Source organism: Halobacillus halophilus, from assembly GCF_020171985.1.
Taxonomy (GTDB): Bacteria; Bacillota; Bacilli; order Bacillales; family Halobacillaceae; genus Halobacillus; species Halobacillus halophilus_A.
Window position 1 is genome coordinate 180,762 of record NZ_JAIVAL010000003.1, and the last position, 14,887, is coordinate 195,648.

Annotated in this window: 14 protein-coding genes and 1 pseudogene; 9 read left to right on the top strand and 6 right to left on the bottom strand. The window is 43.2% G+C overall.

All coding sequences use genetic code 11. From position 1 onward, the window contains the following. Positions 1-31: 31 nt before the first annotated feature. Positions 32-481: a hypothetical protein gene (locus LCM11_RS07815; protein ID WP_224893688.1), complete on the bottom strand. Its 450-nt coding sequence runs from the start codon at positions 479-481 to the stop codon at positions 32-34. 89 nt (positions 482-570) lie between these two features. After that, positions 571-1,473, bottom strand: coding sequence for a M23 family metallopeptidase (locus LCM11_RS07820; protein WP_224893689.1), 903 nt, complete (start codon positions 1,471-1,473; stop codon positions 571-573). Positions 1,474-1,800: 327 nt separating this feature from the next. On the opposite strand from LCM11_RS07820, the gene LCM11_RS07825 reads away from it, so the two are divergent. From LCM11_RS07825 to LCM11_RS07835, 3 genes are read left to right on the top strand one after another with little or no spacing between them, the layout of a single operon-like run. Continuing rightward, positions 1,801-3,912 carry a BglG family transcription antiterminator gene (locus LCM11_RS07825; protein ID WP_224893690.1) on the top strand — a complete coding sequence of 704 codons (2,112 nt, stop codon included), beginning with the start codon at positions 1,801-1,803 and terminating at the stop codon, positions 3,910-3,912. A 22-nt stretch (positions 3,913-3,934) separates the two neighbouring features. Beyond that, complete coding sequence (locus LCM11_RS07830; protein ID WP_014644573.1) at positions 3,935-4,201, top strand: PTS sugar transporter subunit IIB; 267 nt, start codon at positions 3,935-3,937, stop codon at positions 4,199-4,201. A 30-nt stretch (positions 4,202-4,231) separates the two neighbouring features. Beyond that, a complete protein-coding gene (locus LCM11_RS07835) occupies positions 4,232-5,599 on the top strand; it encodes a PTS ascorbate transporter subunit IIC (protein ID WP_224893691.1) in 1,368 nt (455 codons plus the stop codon). 72 nt (positions 5,600-5,671) lie between these two features. Here the strand turns inward: LCM11_RS07835 and LCM11_RS07840 are convergent, their stop codons facing one another. After that, positions 5,672-6,169: a hypothetical protein gene (locus tag LCM11_RS07840; RefSeq protein ID WP_224893692.1), complete on the bottom strand. Its 498-nt coding sequence runs from the start codon at positions 6,167-6,169 to the stop codon at positions 5,672-5,674. Positions 6,170-6,950: 781 nt separating this feature from the next. Here LCM11_RS07840 and LCM11_RS07845 point away from each other — a divergent pair. Next, positions 6,951-7,872 (top strand): annotated as a pseudogene (locus LCM11_RS07845) (SDR family oxidoreductase). A gap of 254 nt (positions 7,873-8,126) precedes the next feature. Here the strand turns inward: LCM11_RS07845 and LCM11_RS07850 are convergent. Continuing rightward, positions 8,127-8,276, bottom strand: coding sequence for an aspartyl-phosphate phosphatase Spo0E family protein (locus tag LCM11_RS07850; RefSeq protein WP_224893693.1), 150 nt, complete (start codon positions 8,274-8,276; stop codon positions 8,127-8,129). A 320-nt stretch (positions 8,277-8,596) separates the two neighbouring features. Between LCM11_RS07850 and LCM11_RS07855 the strand changes: the two genes are divergently transcribed. The 4 genes from LCM11_RS07855 (at position 8,597) to LCM11_RS07870 (ending at position 10,356) form a co-directional block, all read left to right on the top strand. After that, on the top strand, positions 8,597-9,451 hold the full coding sequence (locus LCM11_RS07855) for a VOC family protein (protein ID WP_224893694.1): 855 nt from the start codon (positions 8,597-8,599) through the stop codon (positions 9,449-9,451). 86 nt (positions 9,452-9,537) lie between these two features. Beyond that, complete coding sequence (locus LCM11_RS07860; protein ID WP_412098136.1) at positions 9,538-9,759, top strand: helix-turn-helix transcriptional regulator; 222 nt, start codon at positions 9,538-9,540, stop codon at positions 9,757-9,759. A 21-nt stretch (positions 9,760-9,780) separates the two neighbouring features. Beyond that, the gene (locus tag LCM11_RS07865; protein WP_224893696.1) at positions 9,781-10,098 is read left to right on the top strand and encodes a hypothetical protein; all 318 of its coding nucleotides are present in this window, start codon (positions 9,781-9,783) and stop codon (positions 10,096-10,098) included. A 69-nt stretch (positions 10,099-10,167) separates the two neighbouring features. Beyond that, positions 10,168-10,356, top strand: a complete 189-nt coding sequence (locus tag LCM11_RS07870) for a hypothetical protein (RefSeq protein ID WP_224893697.1) — start codon at positions 10,168-10,170, stop codon at positions 10,354-10,356. A 248-nt stretch (positions 10,357-10,604) separates the two neighbouring features. Here LCM11_RS07870 and LCM11_RS07875 read toward each other — a convergent pair whose 3' ends face one another. Both LCM11_RS07875 and LCM11_RS07880 read right to left on the bottom strand, forming a co-directional pair. Next, positions 10,605-12,518 (bottom strand): choice-of-anchor I family protein, encoded by a 1,914-nt coding sequence (locus tag LCM11_RS07875; RefSeq protein WP_224893698.1) that lies wholly within the window; start codon positions 12,516-12,518, stop codon positions 10,605-10,607. Positions 12,519-12,715: 197 nt separating this feature from the next. Then, positions 12,716-13,843, bottom strand: a complete 1,128-nt coding sequence (locus LCM11_RS07880; protein ID WP_224893699.1) for a hypothetical protein — start codon at positions 13,841-13,843, stop codon at positions 12,716-12,718. Positions 13,844-14,126: 283 nt separating this feature from the next. On the opposite strand from LCM11_RS07880, the gene LCM11_RS07885 reads away from it, so the two are divergent. Further along, positions 14,127-14,870: an SDR family NAD(P)-dependent oxidoreductase gene (locus LCM11_RS07885; protein ID WP_224893700.1), complete on the top strand. Its 744-nt coding sequence runs from the start codon at positions 14,127-14,129 to the stop codon at positions 14,868-14,870. The last annotated feature ends 17 nt before the right edge of the window (positions 14,871-14,887 follow it).

The window sequence follows — 14,887 nt, forward strand, 5'->3', positions numbered from 1 at the left end:
TCTTTTGAGAACACTCAATAATAGACATATCCTATGACCGCGTTTCCCACTCGTAACCCGAATCTTGAATAACACCTACTAAAGAATGATCTTCCTCTATTTCATACATACCTCCAAGCACGGAATCATCTCCCTTCTGATTATCCCAGAGGTCGATTCCCTCTTCCCCAACGGCAACGGTAATCTCATAATTTTCTTCCGTTTTTATCCTTACAGAGTATTGAACATCTGGTGTATCATCCACTTTCTTTAAATCCACCTCAGAAAAGCTGCTCATCAACCTCTCTATTTCCTTTTGATTCGTGAGAGTCGTATATTCATCGCCAATGCTTGAAATATAGATTTCGCTAATTGCATTATACGATGTTATTTCAGTATGTATTAAATCTCCCAGCTTTGTTTTTTCCTTGCTACTTATCATTAAAAATAGGACCGCTACTACGATTACGATTCCACTAAGGAAACCTATAAGCTTCTTCATGAACGCCCTCCTTGTTTTAGGTTATCTCCATTCAACTATATCCGGGTGTTTGAACTCCTCCGAAAACTTGCCACTATTAAGGAAGGATTTCAATTAAACACCAGGCTATTCCGCTTCAAAAACCGATCATTAAACGTAATAGGCACGCCTTCCCCATCCTTTTCTGCATGAATATGAAGGTGTGGCTCTGTGGTGTTCCCTGTATTGCCGACTTTCCCTAGACGGTCGCCTGTGTTCACTTCCTCTCCCTCTTCTACCTCCACCGTGCCAGGTTTCATGTGGGACAAGTGAACATCTGCGCCTTTACAGGACAGAATAACGTGGTTGCCAGCAGGAGATCCCTGTTCATTCGGAGATTCCTGTGGCGCAATGTCCTTATATTCATCGACCGCATGGACTACTTCGCCGCTGCACGGGCTGTAGAGCGGAGTGCCATAGATTTTATAGTCTTCTAAATTAGTTGGTGATAGTCCAGAAGCTCTCATTCCCCACGAATTCAACTGCAGTATATCGTACGCGTATTGCTGCGGCAGATACTCGTTATGATAATTAATGGAAGGATCTGCCCCTCCATGACCGAATGCATACACGCCATTCTCCATCGGAAACGTAAGCTCAATCGCCTGGTCACGCTCTGCAAGAATGTAGCCGGACAAGCCATTCACTGCTATAAAACCAAAATAAAGAACCAGCCCTATACCAATACCTATGGAGAATTTATACCCTTTATCTTTCTCCGGTCCCTTCATGGGTAATTTGGGAATCCTTTTTAAAGCAAAGAAGGAAACGATTATAAACAGCGCAGGCCATAACCAGCGCAGGTAATGATTGTAAATATGCCAGGGGCCAATGATAAAAATGAACGCTAGAAACATGAGGACGGCAAGCCAGTCCAATATCAGCTGCTTCCGGCTTGCAAAATCCGTTTTCAACAAATGGTAAAACAAAAACAGGGGTAAGATAGTGTAAATTGCTGCCTGAAACCAAATCATATAGGATGAATTCCTTTCCTAAAAGTTTTATTTGCATAGGAGCTGTGATCGTGAAATTGTCTCGAATCAAACGCCATAAGCTTCTCATTCTTCTACGAATAGCGTGACGATTTGTTTCAACAGATCCCACTAAAGCCCCTTTTCTTCTATCAACTGTTCACCACCGTTCAATTTTGCAAAGATTGCATATACAAACTCTACACAGTGAAACCCCTTACATTTAGAACAGAAGCCCGTTATACTAGGTTTATAAGATGATCATCAAGAAAACAAAAGTATAATTATGCAAAAATTACCACCTTATGAATCAATGCAAGGAGGATCCTCATGGTACTGGATAAAAGACGTGCACACTTATTATCCATCCTTAAACAATCCTCTGATCCGATTCCAACAAAAGATCTGGTTGCCAAAATGAAAGTTTCGCAGCGTACGATTTATTACGATATTGATCAGATTAACAATTGGCTGGAGACTCAGAAATTGGAACCTATTGAAAGTAAGCATGGCGAGGGGCTGTTTTTGCCTCCTTCATCTAAAGCAGAACTCATGGACGAACTGGATCAGAGCTTTGACGATTGGCAGTATCAGTTATCTAAAGAGGAACGAGAAGTTCTGATTAAAGCGAAAATATTACTGGAAGAGCAAGATGCCTCGATGCAGACGTTTATGGATCTCACGAATATGAGCCGCGGAACGGTTGCCAAAGTGATCAAAACGATCAAACAGGAATTCAAGGAAGACGGTTTGCAGTTGTATTACGACAAACAGTCAGGGTACCGTTTAAGCGGTCCTGAAGATGCGAAAAGAACCATACTTTCCAATATCCTTGCTACCGTTCTATCACAGCAGGATTGGCAGAATGTCCGAAATGAAATTCAAAAGATGATCCTTCCCGGCACTAATATGTGGGAAAAAGAAACGGATCAGCGGCGCTCAGTAAGAAAATTGCTTATGGAAGCTGAACAGGAATTAGGTTTAACCCTGACCGATGAAATGATGGAGATCCTTTCCTTACAGATCTTAATGATCATGAAACGAATTGATTCAGAGAAGTATATTCATGTTCAGTCAGCAGAGAAAGAGGTTCTAAAGCAGACAAAAGCTTATCAGGCTTCTCTGCTGATTGCGAATAAACTCGAAGCCTTACGAGGTGTTTCTTTTCCAGAAGATGAGGTTTATTTCATTACGATGAACCTCCTGGGATCGAAAGTCCAGCACGATGACTTCAGCCGCTATACCGAGCAGGAATTAGCTGGACTGAAAGAGGTTGTGCAGCAGATGATTGACGATTTCCAACTGTACTCCTGCGTTGTGTTTGATGATAAGGAAGGGCTTGAAGAGAATATGATCTCTCATATTAAGCCTACTTATTACCGGCTCAAGTACGGGGTGCATATCGCGAATGACTTGGCGGAGACCATTCAGGAAAACTACCCGGATATTTTCCATTTAACGAAACGGGTGATGAGACACTTGGAGATTTATATCGGGAAACCGATTCCTAATGAAGAAGTGGCTTATATTACCCTGCACTTCGGAGGGTGGCTCACCAAAGAGAAAAAGCAGGTCGAAACCAGGCTAAGCGCGATCATCGTTTGTGAAAATGGAATTGGAACATCCAACATGCTGCGCACCCAGCTCGAGAACTTAATCGCTGGACTCAATGTTATAACCACCCTGTCAACGAGGGAGTTTCAAAACAACGAATATCAGGCAGATGTGATCTTCTCAACCAATTATATTAAGCCGAAAGACACTCCCGTTATTCATGTGCCAGCAATCTTAACGAATATCGAAAAAGAGCAGGTCATGCAAAGGGTCAATGAACTATTCGACTCTAAACCATCTGAAAAAAGACCAGTGGATCACATGCTTGAAGTCATCGAACGCTATGCAACCATTCATCAGAAGAATGAATTGAAACATGAATTGATTCACATATTAGAACAAAACACTCCCGGAACAAAGGAGATTCAAAAGCCTATGCTCAATGATTTATTAACCAAAAATACCATTCAATTAAAAGACCAGGTTTCAGGCTGGGAGGAAGCCATTAAGACGGCCGCTCAGCCCCTGATCGATCAAGAATCCATTCACGAGGAATATGTGCAGGCGATGATTGATACCGTCCATGAATTAGGACCGTATGTTGTCATCGCACCAGGAATCGCGATCCCCCATGCACGCCCCGAAGCAGGAGTTGAACAACTCGGGATGAGCTTCCTGCGGCTGAAAGAACCGGTGTACTTTTCAGAAAAAGAAAAACACCGTGCGCAGCTAGTGATTGTACTGGCAGCCATTGATAATCAAACCCACCTGAAAGCTCTGGCACAACTCACGGAACTGTTATCAAATGAAGACAATGTGGATAAGCTAATCGCAGCGGATGATAAAGAAGCTGTACTTGAAATTATTAACCAATCCGTAGAAGGATAAAAAATTTGAGGAGGAATTTAAAATGAAAAAAGTATTAGTAGTATGTGGAAATGGACTAGGAAGCAGCATGATTGTAGAAATGAACGTGAAAGCAGCACTGAAAGAACTTGGGAAAGAAGCAGAAGTTTCCCACACTGATTTAACGACTGCTAAATCAGAACAGGCGGATCTCTTCCTAGGTTCTGAAGATATTGTCGGTAGCTTGGATGATGGCAGCAAGAACGTCGTGAAACTGAAAAACCTTATGGATAAAAACGAGCTCCGTGAAGCCTTAGAACAAAACATTTAAGTTTACTACACCAAAAGAAGGAGCGATAACATGATTGATTTAATAATGAAGGACATCTTAGGTACCCCTGCCATTCTGGTCGGTCTATTCGCCTTAATCGGACTCCTTGTGCAACGTAAGAACTCGGGAGATGTCGTTTCCGGAACCCTTAAAACGGTGATGGGCTTTGTTATCCTCGGGGCTGGGGCGAATGTGCTCGTCCAGTCCCTGGGACAATTCAGCAGTATGTTCGACAAAGCCTTTTCTGTGGACGGGGTCATCCCGAACAATGAAGCGATCGTCGCGCTTGCCCAGGAAAGCTTCGGTACAGAGACCGCGATGATTATGCTGTTCGGTATGATTGTTAATATCCTGCTTGCCAGGTTCAGCCCTTTTAAATATATCTTCTTAACCGGACACCATACCATGTTTATGGCTTGCTTAATCGCGGTCATCCTAAACACAGGCGGATTCTCCGGTGCCACACTTATTATCTTCGGATCCGTGATTCTCGGAGTATTAATGGTGCTTTCACCAGCTATGCTTCAGCCTTTCACACGCAAGATCACCGGTTCTGATGATTTTGCGGTCGGACACTTTGGTTCCATTGGTTATTTAGTATCTTCTCTAGTTGGTAAGGCTGTTGGAAAAGGTTCAAAATCAACGGAAGATATCAAAGTACCCAAATCTCTAGGTTTTCTAAGAGACACCTCCGTTTCCGTATCCTTAACCATGGTTATCCTGTTCTTTGTTGTCGCAGGTGCAGCCGGCCCAGCTTTCGTTGAAACGGAATTAAGCGGCGGCCAGAACTTCATGGTATTCGCCTTTATGCAAGGTCTGACCTTTGCTGCTGGTGTGTATATCATCCTAGCTGGTGTACGTATGCTACTTGGAGAAATTGTTCCAGCCTTTAAAGGAATCGCTGATAAAATTGTGCCAAATGCGAAACCGGCACTCGATGCCCCGGCCATCTTTCCATTTGCCGGAAATGCCGTGATCATCGGTTTCCTATTCAGCTTTGCTGCTGGACTTGTAAGTATGCTGTTCTTACCATTATTAGGATTAAAAGTAATCGTGCCAGGGCTTGTCCCTCACTTCTTCACTGGTGCAGCTGCCGGAGTCTTCGGTAATGCGACCGGTGGACGTAAAGGAGCCATCTTCGGTTCGATGGCGAACGGTGTGATGATCAGTTTCCTTCCAGCCCTATTACTTCCGGTACTCGGCTCCCTAGGATTTCAGGGAACGACGTTCGGAGATGCAGACTTCGGTCTAGTAGGAATTGTACTCGGTAATCTGATCAATCTTGTCCAGTCCAACGCCCTCGTGATGGTATTGGTTCTTGCTCTAATCGCTATCCTGTTCTTCCTCGGAATGAAAGCAAAACCTAAAGAAGATGATGGAGATACTGACGCAGCTTAATACTAAAAACCCTCCCTTCCCTTTTCTAAGGAAGGGAGGGTTTTTTATGCTTCTATGATGTGTATCTGAGTATCAGTTATCCCTTAGTTTCTCTCTTAACCCATCCTCCTTAAAACGAATAACTGTCATTTTCCCTTGCTCGTTTGTATTGATCCTTCCCGTCACCTCGGCTGTATCGGCTTCCCCGTCCTTGCTGTACTTCACTTCAGCTTCAAAATGATACGCATCCTTTTCAATATCCTGTACTTTCTCTGTTTGAATGTCGATTGGTTCTAACTCGTAGCCGAGATTATGAGCAGAAGGCAGCCAGATCATCACATAGTTCTTCTTGATAAAGGTTTCCAAGTTATCCTCTGTAAACAGGGACTTATAATGCTCATTCACATAGTCTAATAAGGCAGCATTGGACTCGTTCAGTGCTTGTTGCAGTTCTTCGTCTGGACCTGTCAGTTCGCTTTTCAGATAAGTGCGAACCGTTTCTTCCCCTCTCATGCTTTCATCGGAACTTGAGCTTTCACGGTTCTTCTCTTCCGAATCATTGGAGGTGTCTTTATTTTCTTCTGAAGCCACGGACTTCTTTTCTTCCTCTGCAGATTCAGTACTGGAAGATTCAGAAACCGAACACCCTGCAGCTAATAAAAATAGGGTGGCTAATAGACCAACTTTCAAAAGTAATTTTAAAATGAGAATGACCTCCTGGTTATATGTCTATTATGTTCTACGAGAAGGAGTGCGAAGAGTTTCAAGTTATTCAAGATAAATGTTTTTGATTGTTTTCAAATGGGATCCCAGAAATTCTGTTTACGGACTTATAGAAGTACTTCTATTAAAATATGGTACAATTTAGAAAAAGAGGATGATTCTATTCGAATTCTAAAACCACTCGACCTCATTATCCTATTGGTTTTTACACTCTTATTCGTTTATGATTATTTCCCTCATCTGCCACTTGGGAAGACGATTCCAAAAGGGGTTCCTATAGCACTCTTTTTAGCGTTTTTCTTCTTTAGTTTGATTTTCAAGAAATACAGAGACACTGATGCTAAAAAGGTACTGCAATGGCAAATTTATTCGACCACCTATATCCTGTTTTTAATCGGGATACTTACACTTTTAGGAGGTCAATCATCGTCTGGATTAGCCTTTGATAATAGTTTTTTGTGGGTAATCTTATTGTTTTCTCTGTTTGAAATTCATTCACAATGGAAGAAAGTTAAAGCCTCAGAAGCATAGTTGTTCGTTCTTTCCAGCCATACTTATCTCTCTAGCTCTCCCTTAAGATCTTCGAATTACGATCATTACCAGATTCAAGTAAGCTTAAAAATAAATCAAAAGAATGGGTGAATGTCTAATGCTAAATCATGAACACGAAACTACCATTAACGAATCACCAAGCAAAATAGCGCTTGTGACCGGTGCCAATTCCGGTATGGGACTCGCCACTACCGTCGAGCTTTTGAAAAAAGATTATTATGTGGTAATGCTCTGCCGCAGCGAGCAGCGCGGGGAAGAAGCGCTGCAGACAGCGAAGCAGCAAAGTAACCGTGAACATGTAGAACTGATGCTTTGCGACCTGGGTTCTCTCGAGAGTATCCGGCAGTTTGCTGAAGCATTTAACGATCGATTCTCCAAACTCGATGCTCTCATTAACAACGCGGGCGTGGTCACCACGAAGCGAATGACTACTTCAGATGGCTTCGAAAGCATGCTTGGGATTAATCACCTCGGGCACTTCTTATTGACGAATCTCCTGCTTGAAAAAATAAAGCGTTCGGAGCAGGGACGAATTGTCACCGTATCTTCCGGTGCTCATAAAGCCGGGAAAATCCATTTCGACGATCCCCATCTAACGAATAACTTCAGTGTCATGAAGGGCTATGGCCAATCGAAACTTGCCAATATCCTGTTTACCATGAAATTAGACGAACTCCTCCAGAATACTTCCGTCAAGGCAAACTGTGTCCACCCCGGGGCTGTCAGTACGAGTCTTGGAATAAACCGGGAGACGGGCTTCGGCAAAACGATCCATTCTGTTTTGAGACCCTTTTTCCAAACGCCGGAGCAAGGGGCAGATACGGCTGTCTATTTAGCTACTTTTCCAGACCTTGAGGTAAGTGGAGAATATTTTTATAAACGGAAGATAACAGAGCGTTCTAAACTGGCAAAAAGATAAAACCCTGGCGGAAAACTTGTGGGAGTGGAGTGAACGGGAGATTGCACTGAAGGATAAGAATCTTTTACAGAAACTAAAAACTCATAAGTCAGTAAAATAAATTTCATACACTTATTCAGGGACTTTTCTTCTTTTATCCCGCTCCTTTTCGAGCGGGATTTTTATACTCATTTCCTAATACATATTATTACAATAAAGTTAAATATACCCTATATTACTATCTTGCTTCTCCTTAACCTGTTATGGTTGAGAAACCATCAAAAAAAGACGTAAGAGACGACTGAAGATATAACGATGGTAAAGCCTTGGCTGAAGAGTCAGGGCTTTTATATTTAAAAACAGAAATAAACACTTCTATTCGAATATTCTGAGAGCATTCAATAAAGCGTCAAGTTCCTGAGAAATTTTAAGAAGTTCTTTATAATCCTTTTCTTTTATATAGGCTGCATACAACTGTTCTCTAAGAATTTCAATTCGATTCTCTAATTTTTCTCTTTCATTCAAAGAAACACCTCCATCTTCATGAATCATAAATACCCTTAAGAAATATTTGGTAATCATGGAAATTCTAAAAAAATCGACAAAATTTTTACGAGCCAGAATCACATCTTTCTTCTTAGGTAATTCTATATTTGGATTTCTATTAAATGGTTAATATAGGAGGTATTATCCTTTATTCGCCAGGGCTTCATATATATTTAAGTGCGTATTTCTTGCCACATCTGTCCTATAAAGACATAATACCTCTAAAGAAAGGTCCTCTTCTTTCCGCTTATTAAACTTCAGAAACGTGGACTAAGTTAGACCAAAGGAGGCTTTATATCATGGAATCAGCATTTTTCCAAGCTCCATCCACTTATGTAGGAACCGTAGAATTAAACGTACAGGAATTAACAAGATCGATTCAGTTTTACACGGAGGTCATTGGACTTCAGGTCATCGAACGATCTGACCATAAAGCCGTTTTATCAGCTGATGGCACTCGGGCTCTCCTCTCGCTCGAACAGCCTTCTTTTATTCAGCCAAAAGGGAAAGCTGCCGCCGGACTCTATCACTTTGCCCTTCTTTTACCGGACCGGATCTCATTAGCCAACGTATTCAAGCACCTCTCTGACCGCGGGATTCGACTCGGCGCAGCCGATCACCTTGTTAGTGAAGCACTTTACTTAAATGATCCCGACGGCAATGGAATCGAAATCTATCGGGATCGTCCTTCCAAAACGTGGACTTGGCATGATGAAAAAGTGGCTATGACCGTAGATCCCCTTGACTCCACTGGCCTTCTTAAAGAATTGAACGGAGAAGAATGGCACAGTCTGCCCGCCGAAACCATTATGGGACATATCCACCTTCACGTTCATGACTTAGACCTGGCCCGCCACTTCTATTGTGATGGCTTAGGTTTCGAGATTACTTCCGATCAATTGAACAAGGCGTTGTTCCTATCATCTAATGGCTATCATCACCATCTGGGTTTGAACACCTGGCAGGGTACAGACACCCCGCCTGTTTACGATAAAAGTGCCGGCCTGAAGCAATACACCTTGCTGTTCCCTACTCAAGCTATAAGAGATCGTAGGGCGCAGCGTCTGAAGCAGCTGGGATACGTGACGGAGACGGTTGATGAGCAACTGGTCACCAGCGATCCATCAGGAAATCGAATCATTTTAGCTTACTGAGCACCCCATTGCATTAAACCAACGCAGGTGTCAAAAGTATTTGACACCTGCGTTGGTTTTTATTACCATCAAACTGTAAAACATATTTGACACTTATAGCCAAAAGGAATGATAAGAGTTTGAAAAATGATATTAAGATATTAAGGGAGAGGTTGGGGATTTCCCAGGGAAAACTCGCATCTCTCTGCCAAGTGAGCCGGCAGACGATAAACGCCATAGAAAACAATAAGTACGACCCGAGTTTACAGCTCGCTTTTAATATTGCGAAGCATTTAGGAACCACAGTAGATCAAATATTTTCACCATAATAAACGGGAGGGGAAAAAGAAATGAGTCTATTTTTAACAAACCTGGTGGTACCCATTATCTGGCTTGCTGTTGTAGGGTGGTTATCTGGCAGTAAAGGCTTTATATTTAAGCCAAAAGAAGACGAGCGCAAAGAATGGATCAAACAAAAAGCAGTCGTGCAAAGCTGGGCTACGCTGATCCTTTTTCTACTTTCAAATTTCCTATTCAGTTTCTTTAACGTTGGGGACCCGCGTTTAGAGGGGATCCAGATGCAATATCCTGAGCTATTTTACTTAGCCATCCTGCTGATAAGCTACATCATATTTTATATCATGAATGGCAGGAAAGTGAGCGCATAGACGGGAGGCGCGCGACTTCCACTCACCTCTTAAAGATTGTGTGAAATATAGGAATTGGAGTTGATAACTGTGTCTGATCACAAGAAAGATGATGACCCATTTAACGATGCGATAGACCATCAGCAGAAAATTGAAGGCTATCCTAAACCAAGTGAAGGCAAACTTCCATTACCGATACGATTGATCGGTTATTTTCTATTCGGAGGCATCATACTCCTGATTCTTGTCGGTTTACTTGGAAACGTTTTGTTTAACTGAGGGTACATAGATAAACCACGGACCAACGATATGAAAACAGCCATGAAGGGTTTCCCTCCATGGCTGTATCTCTTACTGATAATTAATAATCACCGAATTAGGATTAAGCGTAAGGACCTCTTCTGGAATTAAAACAGTTGAAGCAGGCCCACACCCATCATAGTTCAAGGCGACTTCTATATTATCTGTAGGCTGAATAGCTATGTTGTCAGCGCTTCATCCATAAACTGGTGGAGAGGATTTTACAGTTACTTAGATGATTCCTCTTCCTCCTGGTTAAGTTCAATCTTCTGATCCGGGTAAATCAAATGCGGGTTGTCCAGTTTATTAATGTCTTGCAGTTCATGCCAGTGCATACCATAGCTTACAGCAATCTCAGAAAGAGTGTCCCCTTTCTCTACTACATGTACATCATCATGACTCCTATCATCGCTTTTATGTTCCCCATCGTTTGAATTTGTAAGTGCGTAGGCAGCAATGGTACCGGAGATTTCATGAGCAGCGAGCAGGAGTGGTTCTCCACTCGGGCTTTGATCTGCTTCTACAAATTGAAGACCTTCAGGACCAACGTCACCCGCAGGCTTGTCCTCAGAGAAATCACGAGTCGTAAAGTATTTAACAAAAGAAGCTTCTTCAGGATTCGTTATATCATACACCATCACACCACTTTGGCGCTCGAGTCCGATAAAGGCATAATCCTTATCTCCTACACTTCCTGTTACGACCGCTTCTGGTTCAGGACCTTTATCATCACTACGATTGTCGAACGCATTTTCTTCATTGTCTGTATTAAAGAAATCCGGTTCGACTTCTGCAATCACCTGTTCAAATTCATCGGCACTGTCATAGGTTACATCCATGGAATCCATATCACGTATGGTAAAAGAACGCGCCCCGTAGCCATAAACGGCTTCATATTTTCCATCTTCGTTCTTAGGAGCGGAAATCGTTGTCTTCAAACGGCCCAGCTGATCCTCATCGAATAAACCATCCTCCACTAACTGATCTAATTCTTTCTGCGTGTACCCTTCAAAATGGTCGGCATTCAGATCATACTGATCCGCGATATCCCCTACCCGCGTTTCTTCTGAATAACCGTCATAATCCTGGGCATCCCCTTCATTCGGGGTCAGCAGATAAGATTTGCCATTCTTCTCGTAAAGGGCAATTCCATCCGGCTGGTACATACCGAGTACTGGGTGCTCTTGAATATTAATTTCACCGTCTTCATTGGAAGCATCAAAGCCATTCTCTTCTAAGGAATGATCCTTGTAACCAAGGGATCTCACCTCAGTGAAGGATCCTGTTTCGATATCCAAGGTAGCTACAGCGTTATTTTCCTGAATCACGACATAGGCCGTCTTTCCATCTTCTTCTACAACCATATACTCAGGCTCCAGATCCTCTTCATACGTATTATCCGGATTCATTTTACGGATATCTGAATCAATGGGAGCGTCTTTAAACGTAACATTCTTTACAGACTCTTCGGTTAATTCGTCTACGTTACCCGTTACATCAATGATCGACACCGAGCCCTCAGGATTCGTTTCATAATCTTCACTAGGTTCTCCTTCGTTTGCCACGAGAACCTTATTGCCATCCGGTGTAAATGTCACCATGTCCGGGAGAGCACCTACAGAAACATGTGAGATATATTGGCCATCCTTGTCCATAAACACAACATATCCATCATCTTGCTCAGGGTCAGCAGGTACCGCAGCCGCTACATAATCACCTTCTGGATGCAGGCTTATACTGGTAATACCGGACACGTTGGATAGTTCTCCGCTCAAGTCTTCAAGCTGGACACGCTTCATCAAAGGCAGCTCTTTCGGTTCTGATTGACCTTGTTTCAAGTCCGACATGTCCACAATATCCACGGCATTTTCAGCTCCATTCACCGAAAATAACCGCTTAGACGAAGGATCATATTGCGCAATCTCTGTTCCGCCTTCCGCGAATGCTGCTCCGCTGGAGAAATTCGCCACCTTATTAACTTTCAACGTTTCTTCCCCTTTTTCATAACTCATGACGGAAGAAACAGGAGAAACTGCATCGGATGAAGGGGCATCCGCCTGGGCTTGAGACGGAAGCAGAATGGATGTGAAGAGAGCAGCAGTCGTTAAAACAGAGTATGCCGCTTTTTTCTGGTAATTCACTTGAAAACCTCCTTAATTTTGATCGACCCCATTATATCGATCCTTAATTAAGGACAAATAAAACCACAGTAAATATTCAGTAATTTTTAAATTTTTTGTCAAAACAATGACTATACTGTCTCTGAGAAGACTTCTGTTCTTAAAAATGCCAAAAGAAGCGACAGAATTTTTCCATCGCTTCTTTTCAAGGAATTATATTACTGATAATTAATAATCGCCGGATTAGGATCAAGCGTCAGGACCTCTTCCGGAGTTAAGACAGGTTCATCTTTATTATAGAAGATTTTAAATCCGCCATACTGGACCGCTTCATTCCGTACGAACTTACGATAGAGCGACATCTTCGTTGAGGCAGGCCCCCACCCATCATAGTTCAAGGCGACTTCTATATTATCTGTAGGCTGAATAGCTTCTTTGTTCGTCAGCGCTTCATCCATAAACTGGTGCACAAGCACAATCTTATCCGGCAGGTCGTTTTCTTCGACGAGCTTCGAGAGGTAATCGACCGCTTCCTGCACTTCCGCTCCATTTACCTGTCCAAGATCGATGCCCGGGGTTTCCCCTTCCTCGACGTGGAATTCGGTATCAATGGCGAGGTGGACATACGGAAGCTTCAGCCATTTCTCAAGCAGTTTTACCTGGTGAAGGACAGAATCTGTTCCGAGCTGAACATCAAGCATCAGTAAAGCATCGTTTTCTTTAGCGAGCTTGGCATACTCATCAATATGTTCAGGCGGTGTTCGGGTATAGTGCTTTCCATCTGAACCCGGATCTCGTTGAGCGACGGTTGAAATCAGCTCAATGGTTGGAATAGCGGGACGTTCGGGATCAGCGTTCGAATAGGCTTGCGTCTGTTCTTTTAACTTTTTCATAAGAGCATCGGGTTCCATTTCCCCGAGAATCCCCATATTGGTCGAGTTCGGGTGTCCATAGTAAGCGACCAGTCGATGATCCTTTAACGGGCCATCGGTCTTGTCTTCGGCTCCTTTAACGAGGGTCTGGCCCACTGGAATCATTCGTTCGCGTTCGCCTCCATGCGCTTCGACTTTCGGCATCTTCGCAAGCTGTTCTTCCGACATACTCTCTTTCAGAGGCTGGGCATCTTCAGCCGGCTCGATCGGCTGATAAGGCTGCTTCGGCTTCTTTTCTTCTTTCTTCTTCTCTTCTGAAGATTCATCTTTTTTCTGCTTATCTGAGGAAGCTTCCTCAGATGAAGGATCTTCTTTCTCAATCTGATCGGTGCTTGTGGAAGAGCTCTCCTCTGTACAAGCGATTAGGAAAAAGACCAGGAGAATGGCAGAGAAAAGCAGGCTTACTTTTTTCACGTTACTCACTTCCTTGTATGAATATTTCGCACAATCTACAACTCTATGTATCTTCTACAGCTGATAGCAGCGTCATATTCCACATATTAACATAATTAGAGAAAAAATGAGTTTATTTCACATAATTGAAATAAACGTAATACTTACTACTTTTTTACCTCAACCTCGTGCACCCAATCCCATCCCCCAAAATGAACATTCGCACTTTCCGCCCCTCTAGTTTTACCCTTTTCCAATAGTGGAAAATATAGACTGGTTCTTTTTAAAAAATAGGAGGGGTAGCATGAAATTACAAGGTAAAGTTGCGGTCGTTACAGGTGGTTCTAGCGGGATTGGCGAAGCAGCGGTGAAGGATTTCTGCGAACAGGGCGCGAAGGTAGTGATTGCCGATTTGAACGAACAGGGAAGTGAATTGTCCAGCCAGCTAAATGACCAGGGATATGAAACCGTGTTCCAAAAAACGGATGTCACGTCTGAGGAAGATATTAAGAATATGGTGCAGACGGCCGTCGGCACATTCGGTTCACTGGATATTCTATTTGCGAATGCCGGCATTGGAGATGCCACCCCTGCGCACGAGCTTTCCTATGAAGAATGGAAAAAGCTCATGGATGTAAATATGAACGGCGTGTTTCTATCCAACAAATATGCGATCACGCAAATGCTTGAACAGGAAAACGGCGGAGCAATCGTTAACAACGCTTCGATTCTGGGACACGTTGGCCAGGATTCAGTAACCTCTTACGCAGCCGCTAAAGGCGGCGTCGTCAACCTTACCCGCACATTAGGGGTCACCTATGCGAAAAACAACATACGCGTAAACGCGGTATGCCCAGGATACGTTGAGACGGCAATCTTAGAAAACGCGGATGATGAGATGCGCCAGGGTCTCGCGGGAGCTCATCCGATTGGACGCCTCGGCCGTCCAGAGGAAATTGCCAAAGCGGTCAGTTTCCTTGCGAGTGATGACGCATCCTTTATGGTTGGGGCCAATATGCTCGTGGATGGCGGCTATACGGCTCAGTAAGGCTTTGAATTCATTGA

What these genes read in the sequence shown, in the direction of transcription:
- LCM11_RS07885 (WP_224893700.1), top strand. Translation starts at nt 14,127, where the DNA reads ATGAAATTACAAGGTAAAGTTGCGGTCGTTACAGGTGGTTCTAGCGGG.
- LCM11_RS07855 (WP_224893694.1), top strand. Translation starts at nt 8,597, where the DNA reads ATGGAATCAGCATTTTTCCAAGCTCCATCCACTTATGTAGGAACCGTA.
- LCM11_RS07835 (WP_224893691.1), top strand. Translation starts at nt 4,232, where the DNA reads ATGATTGATTTAATAATGAAGGACATCTTAGGTACCCCTGCCATTCTG.
- LCM11_RS07825 (WP_224893690.1), top strand. Translation starts at nt 1,801, where the DNA reads ATGGTACTGGATAAAAGACGTGCACACTTATTATCCATCCTTAAACAA.
- LCM11_RS07815 (WP_224893688.1), bottom strand. Translation starts at nt 481, where the DNA reads ATGAAGAAGCTTATAGGTTTCCTTAGTGGAATCGTAATCGTAGTAGCG.
- LCM11_RS07830 (WP_014644573.1), top strand. Translation starts at nt 3,935, where the DNA reads ATGAAAAAAGTATTAGTAGTATGTGGAAATGGACTAGGAAGCAGCATG.
- LCM11_RS07820 (WP_224893689.1), bottom strand. Translation starts at nt 1,473, where the DNA reads ATGATTTGGTTTCAGGCAGCAATTTACACTATCTTACCCCTGTTTTTG.
- LCM11_RS07865 (WP_224893696.1), top strand. Translation starts at nt 9,781, where the DNA reads ATGAGTCTATTTTTAACAAACCTGGTGGTACCCATTATCTGGCTTGCT.